The sequence below is a fragment of the Mesorhizobium sp. M1A.F.Ca.ET.072.01.1.1 genome (genome assembly GCF_004023325.1).
In the GTDB taxonomy this organism is placed as follows: domain Bacteria; phylum Pseudomonadota; class Alphaproteobacteria; order Rhizobiales; family Rhizobiaceae; genus Mesorhizobium.
The window spans coordinates 1-12,850 of sequence record NZ_RZSF01000190.1; the positions used below are offsets into that span (position 1 = coordinate 1).

The 12,850-nt window shown below is 64.7% G+C and carries 15 protein-coding genes and 1 pseudogene; 3 read left to right on the forward strand and 13 right to left on the reverse strand.

The annotated features are described in order from the left end of the window. Positions 1 to 102, reverse strand: a pseudogene (locus EOA32_RS40050) (DUF1244 domain-containing protein); the annotation flags it as partial. A gap of 29 nt (positions 103 to 131) precedes the next feature. Continuing rightward, positions 132 to 929 carry an N-formylglutamate amidohydrolase gene (locus EOA32_RS23220; RefSeq protein WP_128372980.1) on the reverse strand — a complete coding sequence of 266 codons (798 nt, stop codon included), beginning with the start codon at positions 927 to 929 and terminating at the stop codon, positions 132 to 134. 213 nt (positions 930 to 1,142) lie between these two features. Between EOA32_RS23220 and EOA32_RS23225 the strand changes: the two genes are divergently transcribed. Both EOA32_RS23225 and pyk read left to right on the forward strand, forming a co-directional pair. After that, positions 1,143 to 1,661 (forward strand): DUF1036 domain-containing protein, encoded by a 519-nt coding sequence (locus EOA32_RS23225; RefSeq protein ID WP_170950279.1) that lies wholly within the window; start codon positions 1,143 to 1,145, stop codon positions 1,659 to 1,661. Beyond that, complete coding sequence (pyk, locus tag EOA32_RS23230) at positions 1,658 to 3,085, forward strand: pyruvate kinase (protein ID WP_095782538.1); 1,428 nt, start codon at positions 1,658 to 1,660, stop codon at positions 3,083 to 3,085. Before EOA32_RS23225 ends, pyk begins: the two co-directional genes overlap by 4 nt. A 151-nt stretch (positions 3,086 to 3,236) precedes the next feature. Here the strand turns inward: pyk and EOA32_RS23235 are convergent, their stop codons facing one another. The 3 genes from EOA32_RS23235 to ykgO form a co-directional block, all read right to left on the reverse strand. Then, complete coding sequence (locus EOA32_RS23235) at positions 3,237 to 4,292, reverse strand: alpha/beta hydrolase (RefSeq protein WP_128372981.1); 1,056 nt, start codon at positions 4,290 to 4,292, stop codon at positions 3,237 to 3,239. A 243-nt stretch (positions 4,293 to 4,535) separates the two neighbouring features. Then, a complete protein-coding gene (locus EOA32_RS23240; RefSeq protein ID WP_128372982.1) occupies positions 4,536 to 5,153 on the reverse strand; it encodes a hypothetical protein in 618 nt (205 codons plus the stop codon). A 111-nt stretch (positions 5,154 to 5,264) separates the two neighbouring features. After that, positions 5,265 to 5,390: a type B 50S ribosomal protein L36 gene (gene ykgO, locus EOA32_RS23245; protein WP_040974291.1), complete on the reverse strand. Its 126-nt coding sequence runs from the start codon at positions 5,388 to 5,390 to the stop codon at positions 5,265 to 5,267. A 334-nt stretch (positions 5,391 to 5,724) separates the two neighbouring features. Here ykgO and EOA32_RS23250 point away from each other — a divergent pair, with 334 nt between their 5' ends. Continuing rightward, positions 5,725 to 6,141, forward strand: coding sequence for a lysozyme inhibitor LprI family protein (locus EOA32_RS23250; protein ID WP_067002206.1), 417 nt, complete (start codon positions 5,725 to 5,727; stop codon positions 6,139 to 6,141). A 6-nt stretch (positions 6,142 to 6,147) separates the two neighbouring features. Here the strand turns inward: EOA32_RS23250 and EOA32_RS23255 are convergent, their stop codons facing one another. From EOA32_RS23255 to EOA32_RS23290, 8 genes are all read right to left on the reverse strand, one after another. After that, complete coding sequence (locus EOA32_RS23255; protein WP_128372983.1) at positions 6,148 to 7,224, reverse strand: 5-(carboxyamino)imidazole ribonucleotide synthase; 1,077 nt, start codon at positions 7,222 to 7,224, stop codon at positions 6,148 to 6,150. After that, positions 7,221 to 7,718, reverse strand: coding sequence for a 5-(carboxyamino)imidazole ribonucleotide mutase (gene purE, locus EOA32_RS23260; RefSeq protein ID WP_067319690.1), 498 nt, complete (start codon positions 7,716 to 7,718; stop codon positions 7,221 to 7,223). The genes EOA32_RS23255 and purE overlap by 4 nt, the downstream gene beginning before the upstream one ends. Before the next feature lie 91 nt (positions 7,719 to 7,809). Beyond that, positions 7,810 to 9,015 carry an aminotransferase class V-fold PLP-dependent enzyme gene (locus EOA32_RS23265; RefSeq protein WP_128372984.1) on the reverse strand — a complete coding sequence of 402 codons (1,206 nt, stop codon included), beginning with the start codon at positions 9,013 to 9,015 and terminating at the stop codon, positions 7,810 to 7,812. Between the two features lie 17 nt (positions 9,016 to 9,032). Then, a complete protein-coding gene (locus EOA32_RS23270; protein ID WP_095778203.1) occupies positions 9,033 to 9,494 on the reverse strand; it encodes a RidA family protein in 462 nt (153 codons plus the stop codon). A 37-nt stretch (positions 9,495 to 9,531) separates the two neighbouring features. Further along, complete coding sequence (locus tag EOA32_RS23275) at positions 9,532 to 10,326, reverse strand: amino acid ABC transporter ATP-binding protein (RefSeq protein WP_067319368.1); 795 nt, start codon at positions 10,324 to 10,326, stop codon at positions 9,532 to 9,534. A 4-nt stretch (positions 10,327 to 10,330) separates the two neighbouring features. Then, a complete protein-coding gene (locus tag EOA32_RS23280) occupies positions 10,331 to 10,981 on the reverse strand; it encodes an amino acid ABC transporter permease (protein ID WP_095778133.1) in 651 nt (216 codons plus the stop codon). Beyond that, positions 10,981 to 11,646, reverse strand: a complete 666-nt coding sequence (locus EOA32_RS23285) for an amino acid ABC transporter permease (RefSeq protein WP_067319366.1) — start codon at positions 11,644 to 11,646, stop codon at positions 10,981 to 10,983. Before EOA32_RS23285 ends, EOA32_RS23280 begins: the two co-directional genes overlap by 1 nt. 123 nt (positions 11,647 to 11,769) lie before the next feature. Further along, positions 11,770 to 12,600, reverse strand: a complete 831-nt coding sequence (locus tag EOA32_RS23290) for a transporter substrate-binding domain-containing protein (RefSeq protein ID WP_197504271.1) — start codon at positions 12,598 to 12,600, stop codon at positions 11,770 to 11,772. Between the last annotated feature and the right edge of the window lie 250 nt (positions 12,601 to 12,850).

A 12,850-nucleotide genomic window follows, 5' to 3' on the forward strand; every position in this document is an offset into this window, starting at 1 on the left:
GTCGATGTTCTGGACGTCACCGCGTGCGCGCAGATGCTCGACCAGCCGGCGGAAGGCGGCGGCCTCGAAATCGCGTTTCCGTTCTTCGCTGAGTTCGGTCATTTCGTGGTCCCCGGCCTCTCGGCCGTTTTTTAGGCCGGCCCGGTGCGCGAGCCGAACATCTTCACCTCGTGTATATCGGCACGGCGGTCGACGGCGTCAACGATCGGAGCCAATCGCTCCGCCCATTGAACAGCGCCAGCGCGGTCGGCGATCAGGTCCTGACGGATCTCGAGCAGGGCATGGGCATAGCCGTTGACAATGGCATGGCGGAACATGGTGTCGCCGCGCAGCGCGCCGTCGTACGGCTCGTTGTCGCCGACGATCAGCGCCTTGTCTTCGGCCAGCATGTCGATCAGCGGCCGCGCAACGCGGTCGTCGCGGTCCCACAAGATGCCGACATGCCAGGGGCGGATGAAGCCTTGCATGCGAGGGGTGAAGGAATGCACCGAGAAGATGAACGGCGCATTGCCGGAGGCCTGCGCCACCGAAGAAATCATCGCCCCGACGGCGTCGTGATAGGGGCGGTAGAAGCGGTCGAGCCGTCTCTCCCGCTCCTCGGCGGCCATGGGATAGTTTCCCGGCACGACGGTACCGTCATAGAGCTGGCGGATCAGCGTCGGGTCGTCCTCGCCCCGGTTGGGGTCGATCAGAAGGCGGGAGAAGCCGGCCAGCACGGCCGGCGCATCGAGCGCCGCCGCCAACTCGCGCGTCACCGTCTCGACGCCGATGTCATAGGCGATGTGGCGCTCGAACTCGGCAGCCGGCAGGCCGAGGCTGCCATACTCTTCCGGCAGGTCGCGGCGGGCGTGATCGGCCAGAAGCACGATGCCCTTCTTGCGGTCGCCCTCGACGATGTCGAAGGGCGCGAAAGCTGTGGATCGGGTCATCGGCTGAAAACGGTCTGTTCGCTGCGTCCGGGCGGGGTGGTATCGTCATTCCACGAAGAGGACTGAGGCGCAATGCCGTTGTTTGGCCACGGTTTCTGCAAAGAATCCCGGATGGGACGCCAAATCGTCCACCGGACCCTTCTAAATCGATTGGAATTGAATAAAACGGCGCGTTGACATGCGCCCGGAGTTTGCTGAAAAGGTGCTTCGACGATGCAGATGTGGTTCGCCAAGGGTTTTGGATTGGGTTGCGCCGGCAGGCTGCGCAAGCGCCTGAGCCTGCCGCTCCTGATCTTTGGCGCGGGCCTGTGCGCGCTCGCCGCGACCTCGCCGGCGCGCGCCGACTTCCGCGTCTGCAACGCAACGCAGAACCTGGTCGGCGTCGGCATCGGCTATCGGGCGAAGGCGGGTTGGATCACCGAGGGCTGGTGGCACATCGAGGGGTCGACCTGCAAGACGCTGATCGAGGGGCCGCTGTCATCAAGGTTTTACTATCTTTATGCAGAAGACGCCGAGCGCGGCGGGCGTTGGGACGGCCCGATCAACATGTGCGTCGCCGAAAAAGAGTTCAAGATTGCCGGCGTGAATGATTGCGTCGCCCGGGGCTTTCAGCGCGCCGGATTTCAGGAATATGACACGGGCGAGCAGGCAAGCTGGATGGTCCAGCTGACTGACGAGCCCGCAACGGGCGGCGCGCCAGCGGCTCCCGCTCCGGGAACGAACAATCAATGAGACGTAACCGCAAGGTCAAGATCCTCGCCACCATCGGTCCGGCTTCCTCCTCCGAGGAGATGCTGCGAAAGCTCTTCGAGGCAGGCGCCGACGTCTTCCGCATCAATATGAGCCATACCGACCATGAGCTGATGCGCACGCTTGTCGGCCGCATCCGGGCCGTCGAGGCGGCGGTCGCGCGGCCGATCGGCATTCTCGCCGATCTTCAGGGGCCAAAGCTCAGGGTCGGCAAGTTCGCCAATGGCAGGGAAGCACTGACCGTCGGCCAGACCTTCACGCTGGACGACAGTCCGGAACCCGGCACGTCGAAGCGCGTCTACCTGCCGCATCCGGAAATCCTGAACTCGGTCGAGGCCGGTCACCGTCTTTTGATCGATGACGGCAAGCTGGAGCTCAAGGCGGTCAAGAGCGACGGCAAGTCGATCACCTGCACGGTGGTCGCCGGCACCGGCATCTCCGACAAGAAGGGCGTCAGCCTGCCCGACACCGATCTGCCGGTCGGCGCGCTGACCGAGAAGGACCGCGCCGATCTCGACGCGGTGCTGGCGGCAAGCGTCGACTGGGTGGCGCTGTCCTTCGTGCAGCGGCCGGAGGATCTGGCCGAAGCGCGCAAGATCGCGCGCGGCCGGGCCCTGATCATGGCCAAGATCGAAAAGCCGCAGGCGGTGGCGCGCCTGGCCGAGATCATCGAACTCTCCGACGCGCTGATGGTCGCACGCGGCGATCTCGGCGTCGAGATGCCGCTCGAGGCCGTGCCCGGCATCCAGAAGCAGATCACGCGCGCCGCCCGCCGCGCCGGCAAGCCGGTGGTGATCGCGACCCAGATGCTGGAATCGATGATCACCGCACCCGTGCCGACCCGCGCGGAGGTCTCGGATGTGTCGATCGCCGTCTTCGAAGGCGCGGACGCGATCATGCTTTCGGCCGAATCCGCCGCCGGCGCCTACCCGGTCGAGGCGGTCGCGATGATGAACCGCATTGCCACCAAGGTCGAAGCCGACCCGACTTATGCCGGCATCATCAACGCCCAGCGCTCGGAACCGGAAGCGACCGGGGCCGACGCCATTTCTCTCGCTGCGCGCGAGATCGCGGAGACGCTGAAACTGTCGGCGATCATTTCCTACACCGCCTCTGGAACAACTGGTCTGCGCGCCGCGCGCGAACGGCCGCAAGTGCCGATCGTGGCGCTGTCGCCGATCGTCAACACGGCGCGCCGGCTCTCGCTTCTGTGGGGTACGCATTGCGTGGTCTCGGAGGACGCTATCGACCTCGACGATATGGTCGACCGCGCCTGCCGCATTGCCCTCGAGGAAGGCTTCGGCAAGCCCGGCGACCGCGTCATCATCACGGCGGGCGTGCCGCTGAGGACGCCCGGCTCGACCAACATGCTGCGCATCGCCTATGTCGGATCAGAGACGCACTAAGCTATGCCCGTATTCAGGTGGGTCCGGCCTATGAGGCGCGCCTCCCTGCGCTTCCGGGGCCCATGTGGTTAAGTCGCTCCGCTCCGGTTCTGGGAATCCGCTCTGCTCGGCTCGGCCTAATTTGAATCCCGATGCCCTTCCGGTCCCGAGCTTAGCCCGGCGCCAGCTCGGCGTCCGGCACCTTCAGTTCCGGGTACCTGTCAGCGCCTTGCGCGTCGCCGGCGATCCGGCTTTCCACAACACTCGCCATCGACTGCAAGTCGACCGGCGCGCCCGCCGCCCTTTCGATGGCGCCGACGACGAGGTCGGGGGCGATCCAGTCGGGCTTGTGGCCGAGATTCGCGACCCAGACCAGCTCGGCGCCGGGAATGTCGCGTTCGAGGCCGACGGAATGGACCGTGGCATAGACCACCTTGTCGTGATCGCCGGAGATGACCAACGTCGGCGCCTTGATCTCACGGTAGCCAGGCGAGGCCGCGCGCACATAGTCGTAAAGTTGGGCCACATCGCGGGCGTTGGCGCGGAAGGCGGGCGGCCTCAGCACAAGCGGAATGGAAGCCTTGCCGATATAGCCCTTCGGCACATTGTTCGGTGAAAACACGCAGGCCGTGGCATTGCCGATCCGCAGCATGCCAGCGGCGGAAGCAATGGTCTCCGAAAAAAGCCAGCCGACCACCGGAACAGCCGTCAATTTGTAATACCAGGCGGTCGCGCCGCCCGGCCACGGATGGCTGACGGGCGCCAGGAAGACGAGGCCGAGCGTCTTTTGCGGATGCTGGCACGCGAAGGCGGTAGTGACCGCGCCGCCGAAGGAATGGCCGACGATGATGGCCCTTGCGATGCCGAGCCGATCCATCAGCGCGGCGACAGTGTCGGCCTGCGCCGCCAGCGTTTCGTTGTCGCCGCGCTCGGACCAGCCGAAGCCCGGTCGGTCGAGGAACAGCTGCTCGGCGCGGCCCTCGAGCAGAGGCCTCAGCGGCAGCATCTGGTCCTTGAGATTGGCACTGGCGCCATGGATGAAGACGACAGGCGGCAGACCGGCGCCGGCGGCGGGGACGTGGACATAATGGATGCGGGCACCATCGATGTCGGCGAATGCGCCGATCGGCGGATTGCGACGCTCGATCAGCCAGACGCCGGCGCGGGTAATGCCGGCAAGGGCGATGAGGAAGGCAACGAGGAGGAGCGCGAGGCAGATGAGGTACATGCGGAAAGTACGAGGGCGAGTGGATTTAGTTTAGGAGCACGGTGAGTTTGGCGAGCTGGCGGCCTGCTGCCAGCCCCAATTATTGCCCGCTTCGGTGGAGTATCGCAAACGCTCGGCTTGGCCGGGCTTGTCAAGGTCGTCGTCACCTTGCGCGAAGGCTGCAGCGTTCTGCACCACCGTCGCGGCGCGGAAAGTCACGGCGTGGGTCGTTGGCTCAAGCCCGAGGATGACGAAGAGCTGCCCTCAAATGCCCTCGCCGGCCAGGTCTTCCGACAGCGTCGAGACCTGGCCCTGGGCGCTGCGCATCATCGGATAGATGGTGAGCACCTTCTGCCAGGCTTCCAGCGCCGACTGCTTGTGGCCGGTCTCGTCCATGATCTGCGCGAGACCCGACAGCGCGCCGAAATGGCGCGGTTCGAGCCGCAGCGTGTGGTCGATGTCCGACATCGACTTTCCATAGTTCTTCATCAGGAAATGCACGGTAGCGCGGCGGTTCCAGCCTTCGGCATAATCGGGCTGCAAGGTCACCACCTGATCGAGGAAATCGAGCGCGACGTCGAATTTCTGGTCTTCCGCCGCCCTTTGCGCCCATCGCATCATCAGGTCGATCGAGGCGCTGCCGGACTGGTTCCACTCATTCCAGATGCGGCCGGCGATGCGTTCGGCGGCCTTCTCGTTGCGCTCGCGTCTGAGATCGGCAAAGAGCTGGTCGAGCCGTCCCTGCCTGGTCGAGGCGACCGGCGGCGGCGTGATGGCGGGCGGCGGCGAAGCGGCGGGCGGCGTGGCCTCATCCTGCGCCGAAGCGGGCAAGGTCGTTCCGGAAAGGACGAGGGCAATGAAGAATGCAAAAAGAATCCGCATGTCCGGAATCTAGTCCCGGACGGCGGATCGTCAAAATGATTTTAGCGTGAGAGGGCCGGCGAACCGGAAGTCGACATCAGCGGGCGCGGCGCTTAGCGCCGCGCGCAAGTCTCAGCCCTGGCGCGCCTTGTAGCGCGGAGCGGTCTTGTTGATGATGTAGATGCGTCCCTTGCGGCGAACCAGCCGGTTGTCGCGGTGACGCGCCTTGAGCGCCTTGAGCGAATTTTTGATCTTCATGGTCTTGCCTGTTCGGTCGGGGGCCCGGTCCCGGGCCGAATTTTAAAGGCGCGCCCGAAAAAAGCGCGCCTTGAACTTGCGTGGCTCATAAACGAGGAGCCTTGCCCGTGTCAACCGCAAGCGGGCGGCTCTTATGCCGCAAATGGTGCGCTGATCAAATATTCGCCATAGGTAACGCACCGCATTGCGCGACTCAGAGGCGGCTGGAATGTTGCGGGCCACGCCAGAGCGGGACATAGGTCCCCTCCGGTTATGTCTATTGTTTAGCCGCATTTCTGCGACGCCAAGCGATTCCTCTAGGCTGCAGATGCTCTCAGCGAAACGGAGTCTTATCATGCGCCGTCTCTTTCTGCCCGCATGCCTTGTCCTCATCGCGACGGTTCCGGCTGCATGGGCCGAGGACTGCGACCGCAGCGACGACAGCCAGTCGATGATGAATATCTGCGCCAATGCCGATTATCAGGCGGCCGATGCCAAGCTCAACGCCGCCTACAAGGATATTGTCGGCCGCAACGACGAGAAGGCCAACAAGTTGCTGCAGACCGCACAGCGCGCCTGGATCACCTTCCGCGACGCCGAATGCGCCTATTCGACCGCCGACAGCGAGGGCGGTTCCATCCACCCGATGGAGGTTTCGCAATGCCTGACGGAGCTGACCACCGAGCGCACCAAGCAACTCACCTCCGGCCCCAACTGCCAGGAAGGCGATCCGAGCTGCGCCAGCCCGGACGAGGACGAAGACGTGCAGTAGTCGGCGTTAGCGCCGACGCTCAATGCGCGTGAAATGGCCCATCTTGCGGCCGGGCCGCGACTCGGCCTTGCCGTAGAGATGCAGCATCACGCCGGGCTCGGCGAGCAGCACCGGAACCTTCAGCATGTCATCGCCGATCAGGTTTTCCATGACACAGTCGGAATGCCGTGCAGGCGAGCCCAGCGGCAGGCCGGCGATGGCGCGGATATGCTGTTCGAACTGCGAAACGATGCAGGCGGCTTCCGTCCAGTGGCCGGAATTGTGGACACGCGGCGCCAGCTCGTTAGCCAAAAGCGAACCGTCGGCAAGCACGAAGAACTCGACGCCGATGACGCCGACATAGTCGAGCGCCGCAAGGATTTTTGCTGCCGCTTGCTTCGCCGCCGATGCGGTGTCCGGTGCGATGGCGGCCGGCAATGTCGACGTTCGCAATATGCCTTCGCGATGGATATTCTCGGCCGGATCGTAGGCTGCAACCGAGCCGTCCTGCCCGCGCGCGGCAATCACCGAAATCTCGCGCTCGAAAGCGACCAGCGATTCGAGGATCAGCGGCACATTGCCCATCGCCTCGCAGGTGCCGGCAAAGCCGCCGGTCTCCATGTTGCGGAAGACGCGCTGGCCTTTGCCGTCATAGCCCATGCGGCGCGTCTTCAGCACGCCGCTGCCGCTGAATTTCTTCAGCGCGGCCGTCAGCTGCTCGTCATTGTCCACTGGGCAGAATTCGGCTGTGGGAACGCAGATGCCGTTCAGGAAGCTTTTTTCGGTCACGCGATCCTGCGCGATTTCCAGCGCGCGGGCCGGCGGACAGACGGGAACGCGCGCCGCGAGTGTCTGCGCCGCTTGAACCGGGACGTTCTCGAATTCGTAAGTGACGACAGTGCTGGCGCCGGCCAGTTCGGCAAGGGCCGCCGGATCGTCATAGGCGGCGACGATCTGACGATTGGCGACCTGCGCCGCCGGGCTGTCGGCCTGTGGCTCCAGGACGATGGTGCGATAGCCGAGGCGGGCGGCGGCCATCGCCAGCATGCGGCCGAGCTGGCCGCCGCCGATGATGCCGATGGTCGATCCCGGGGCCAGGCTCACGGGGTATCTGCCGGTTCGGTGGCGACCTTGGCGGTCTGTGCGGTGCGCCAGGCATCGAGGCGGGCGGCGAGTTTTTCATCGCTCAGCGCCAGGACGGCTGCGGCGAGAAGGGCGGCGTTGGCGGCACCGGCCTTGCCGATCGCTAACGTGCCAACCGGAATGCCGGCCGGCATCTGCACAATGGAGAGCAGCGAATCCTGGCCGGACAACGCCTTGGATTCCACCGGCACGCCGAAGACAGGCAGCGGCGTCATCGCCGCCGTCATGCCGGGCAGGTGCGCCGCGCCGCCGGCGCCGGCGATAATCACCTTGTAGCCGGCCGCCTTGGCGCCCTTGGCGAATTCATAGAGGCGGTCCGGCGTGCGGTGTGCCGAGACGATCAGTTTTTTGTGCGGGATGCCCAGCGCGTCCAGCGTTTCCGCCGCCTGGCGCATCGTCGCCCAGTCGGACTGGCTGCCCATGATGATGGCGACTTCGGCACGCTGATCGGTCAAGGTTTTCGCTCCCGGCGGCAAAGGCGCGCCTTAGCGGAATTCGCCGGCAGCCGCAAGGATTGTCGCGGCTGCGGACCGACAGTGGCGAGGCTTAGTCCGGCCAGCGCAGCGCCCCGGATGAATCCTTGCGCGACGCTTTCATGGCATCCGCGGGACGCTCCTCCGCGGTCAGCACGGCGCGCAGCCGCTCGGCGACGATCTCGGCCTCGCCGGGATGCAGGTTGCACGGGTCGAGGAAGAAGTGTCCGCGCTCGACCTCATGGTTGCGCACGATGACGGGCGGCGAGCCGGCGGCCAAAGCCGAGGCTAGGCCCGCGGCGGTGAAGCGGCTCTCCGGACGGACGAAGACCTGCAGGCGGTCGAGCGGGTTGGCGGTTGGGTCGGGCACGATCTCAGCGCCAATGCCCGGAATGCCTTGCAGCGCATCCTTCCACAGATCGAGCGCTGCCTCTTCGCGCCGGCGGATGCCGGTATGGTCGCGCTTTTCCCAGGCGTCGAGCGCCGCCATGGTGCCGGCGATGCTTTCCTTGCCGACCTTCATGGCCCGGGCGACGCCGCGATTCTGCAGATAGGCGGCGCGCACCAGATCCTTGCGGCCGGTGACGATGCCGCTGGTCGGGCCACTCAGGAATTTGTGGCCGCTGTAGACGACGATGTCGGCGCCTTGCGCGAGAAATGTCCGCAGATCGTATTCCGAAGCGGCATCGACGATCACCGGCACATTCTTGGCGTGGCAGATCTCGCAGAACTCCTCCAGCGAAAGCATGCCGTACTGCACCGTGTGGTGGGCGACGACGTAAAGCGCGGCCGCCGTGCGCTCGTTGATCGCCTCGCGCACGTGGTAATCCTGCGTGACGCTGACGGTGCCCGCCGGAATGACCTTGGCGCCGGCCACGCGGATCGACTGATCGATCGGCGCGCCGTAATTGACGATATGGCCGAGCTGGATGACGACCTCCGATTTCAGCCCTTCGGTGTCGTCGGGCAGCCGTTCGATGGCCAGCAGGTTGGTGCCGGTCATCGCGCCGGCGATCGCCATTGTGATGCCTGAGGCGCAGCAGGCGGTGATGAAGCCGGCCTCGCTGCCGGTGAGACGGGCGACGACTGCGCTCGCGGCGCGCTGCAAATCGTCCATCTCCACCCATTGCGAGGCGATCTGGGCCATGGCGCTGATCGCTTCCGGGACGATGATGGAAGCGCCGAGCGTCGTCATCGTGCCCGAGACGTTGATGATCGGACGCAGTCCCAGCCGCTCGCGGATCGTGGTGTTGGAGCCGTTCTCGGAATAGGTTTTCATGGTAGCAGATCCCAGTGTCAGGCGGCGATCTCGACGACCGCTTCGATTTCGACGGTGATGTTTCCAGGCAGCGAGCCGACGCCAATCGCCGAACGCGCGTGGCCGCCGATCTTGTCGAAGACGTCGGCGAAGAGATCGGAGCAGCCATTGACCACCTTCGGGTGATCGCTGAAGGTCGGCGTCGCATTGACGAAGCCGAGCAGCTTGACGACGCGCACGATGCGCCCGAGGTCGCCCGCCGCCGCGTGCATGACGGCAAGCAGGTTGAGGCCGGTGAGCCGGGCATGCTCATAGGCCTGTTCGACGGTCACGTCCTCGCCGACCTTGCCGGTGCAAAGCGTGCCGTCGGCGCGCAGCGGCCCCTGGCCCGAAAGGAAGATCAGCCGGCCGCTCTCGGCATGGGTGACGAAGTTGGCGATGGGCGTCGGCGGCTCGGGCAGCTTCAGGCCGAGTTCGGCGAGCCGGGTGTAAGGCGTCATGGAAGAATGCTCCTTGGATGGCATTTGCCATCCGATGTCAGAATTGCGAGGCGCGGAAGCGCGCCAAAAAAGTCCGCAGGCGCTCGTTCGTAGTCTCCGCGGCAAGCACCTCCTTCGGCGGCCCGACGGCACTGACGCCGCCGTCGGCCATGAAGACGATGCGGCTTGAGGCGTCGCGGGCGAAGGCCATCTCATGCGTCACCATCACCATGGTCATGCCGTCCTCGGCGAGGCTCTTCACCACGGCCAGAACCTCGCCGACGAGCTCCGGATCGAGTGCCGAGGTGATCTCGTCGAGCAGCAGAATCTTCGGCTCCATGGCGACGGCGCGGGCGATGCCGACGCGCTGCTGCTGGCCGCCGGAAAGCTCCGCCGGCAGGCTGTCGGCCTTGTGGGCGAGGCCGACACGACCCAGCCAATGCTCCGCGATCGAGCGCGCCTCGGCGCTGCTCTTGCCGCGTACCTTGGTGAGGCCGAGCATGATGTTGCCGGCCGCCGTCAGATGCGGGAAAAGGTTGAAGCCCTGGAACACCATGCCGGTCTCGGCGCGCATGGCGGCCAAGTCGCGCTCGCTGCGGCGCTGGCGCGCGCCGCCGTCGCGAAAACCGACCTCCTTGCCGTCGATGCGGATCGAGCCGCTGTCGTAGCTTTCAAGGAAGTTGACGCAGCGCAGCAGCGTGGTCTTGCCGCTGCCGGACGGTCCGATGATGGCGACCACCTCGCCCTTCGCCACCTTGAGGCTGACCGAGCGCAGTACCTCGACCGAGCCAAAGGATTTCGAGACCTCGGCGATATCGAGAAGCGCAGGGCTGTTATCGGAAGTGGTGGCCATCGTGCTATTCCCGGATGAAGGCAAAGCGCTGCTCCAGCCGTCGGCTGGCAAGCGAAAGCGCGTAGTTGACGCCGAAATAGAGAAGGGCGCCGAGGATATAGAGCGGCATCGCCTCATAGGTGCGGCCAATGACCTGGTTGATGGCCTGCATCAGATCGGTGATGCCGAGCAGCGAGACCAGCGCGCTGCCCTTGACCGCGTCGGTGACGCCGTTGATCCAAGGCGGCAGGAAGCGGCGGAAGGCCTGCGGGAAAATCACGTAGGTAAGGCGCTGGCGAAAGGTCAGGCCAATCGCCATCGCCGCTTCCGATTGGCCTTTCGGGATCGAGGCGACGGCACCGCGCAGATATTCGACGACCTGCGCGGTCTTGAACAAGGTCAACGCCAGCACCGCCGCCCAGAAGGACTGAAGATGCACGCCGACGGCCGGCAGGCCGTAATAGACGAAGAAGATCAGCACCAGGATCGGGATGCCGCGGACGGTGTCGCTGAAGATCCGCACCGCCCAGCGCAAGGGTGCGGGCCCGTAGACGAGGCCAACGCCGAAGACAACGCCGGCGATCAACGACAGCACCACGACGAGCAGCGACACCCAAAGTGTCAGCGCGAAGCCTTCGGCGAGGAACGGCAGGGCGTAAGCGATCTGGCCAAGCATCAGCGCGCCGTCCTATACCAGCGCTCGACCAGCCGGAGCGCGAAGAGCAGGGCGTAACCCGTCACCAGATACATCGCCGTCACCACCAGATAGACCTCGACGATGCGGAAGGTGTTGAAGTTGATCCATTGCGCGCCGTAGGTCAGCTCGGGCACCGAGATGACGGAAGCGACGGATGTGTCCTTGAACAGCGAGATGAAGGTGTTGGAAAGCGCCGGCAGGGTGATGCGCATCATCGTCGGCAGCCGCACATGGACAAGCCGCTGCCATGGCGTAAGGCCGATCGCCTTGCCGGCATCGATCTGGCCGCGCGGCACGGCTTCCAGGCCGGATCGGAACACCTCGACGAGATAGGCGCCGCTGTAGACGGCAAGCGTGGCGACGAAGGACGTCTGCGCGCTGTAGGCCAGGTCGATGACGGTCGGCAGACCGTAGAAGACCAGATAGACCAAGAGGATCAGCGGCACGTTGCGGATGAATTCGACGTAAGACGCGATAATGCCGCGCACGACGCGCCCGGCCGAGACATACCAGACGGCCAGTACCAGCCCGATGACAATGCCGATGGCGATCGAGATCACGGCAAGCTCGAGGCTGAGCAGCAGTCCGCCCCACAGCTTGTCGAAATGGCGCCAGATCAGGTTGAAATTGAGCGTATAGCCCATGCGTCCGTCTCAATGGCCTGTGGTGACGATAAAGAATTCGCCACTGCAGGAACCCGTGTCGAGGAGAACAGGCGGAAGGGCGCTTGTTGCGGCCCTCCGCCGGCTAAAGTCAGACGGGCCTCGTCAGATGACCGGGAAGCCCGGATGGCGCGGCGGCGGCTCCTGGCCGAAATATTCCTTGAAGGCAGCGTCGTAGAGCGCCGTCTCGTGCCCGAACATGGCGATGGTGAAGGTCTGGTTGACGTAGGTCAGCCAGTCGAGGTCGCCCTGCCTGATGGCCGCGCCATAAAGCATCGAATACCAGCTCTTGCCGGCGTCGAAATACTTGTCCGGGTTGCGCGAGGCGAGCCAGCGCACGGTGGAGAGGTCGACCGCGGCGGCGTCGACGCGCTTGGATTCCAGCGCCTGCAGCACGTTGGCCTGGGTGTCGATCTGCATCACCTGCGCCTGCGGCAGGGCAAAGTGCACCGAGTTTTCGGCATCGACATTCTGCAGGATCGAGATGCGCGTGGCCGAGCCGTTCGCCAGCAGCTTGTCGAAAGTCTTGTTCTCGGAGCCGGGCAGCGTCAGCAGCGCGACGCCTTCGACATAGTAGGGGCGCGAGAAGTGGATCAGCTGCGAGCGCTGCGCCGTCATGGTCATGAACTGGATGGTGATGTCGACCTTGTTGGTGGTCACGTTCGGAATGCGCTGCGCCGGATCCTGCATGACGAATTCGACCTTGGTCGGGTCATCGAAAAGGCCCTTGGCGAGGATGCGCCCCATGGTGATGTCCATGCCGACCAGCTCGCCGGCATCGTTCTCGAAATGCCACGGCGCGTTGGTGCTGCCGGTGCCGACGATCAGCTTGCCGCGATCGAGCGCGGTGCGCAGCACGCTGTCGGACGCGGCTTGCGCGGCGGCCTTCTCGGCGCTGACCGCGGTGAGCGCGCCGGCGGTGGCAAGTCCGGCCATTCCCAATTTCAGAAAATCACGTCTTCCGGATGTGTCGTTCACGGCGACCTCCTTTGGTGGTGTGTTCCCCATGAATACACGCGTCAGCAATCGATATACGATTGTCTCTTACAAGAGACGTATGTATCCTGTACAAGACAGATACTAACACCGGGAATTGACAATGCAAGATGGTGAAACACTGACCGAGTGGCAGTCCGGAAGTTCGGACGAAGAGAGGCCCGCGAACTCTCGCGAAAAGGGTCTCAAC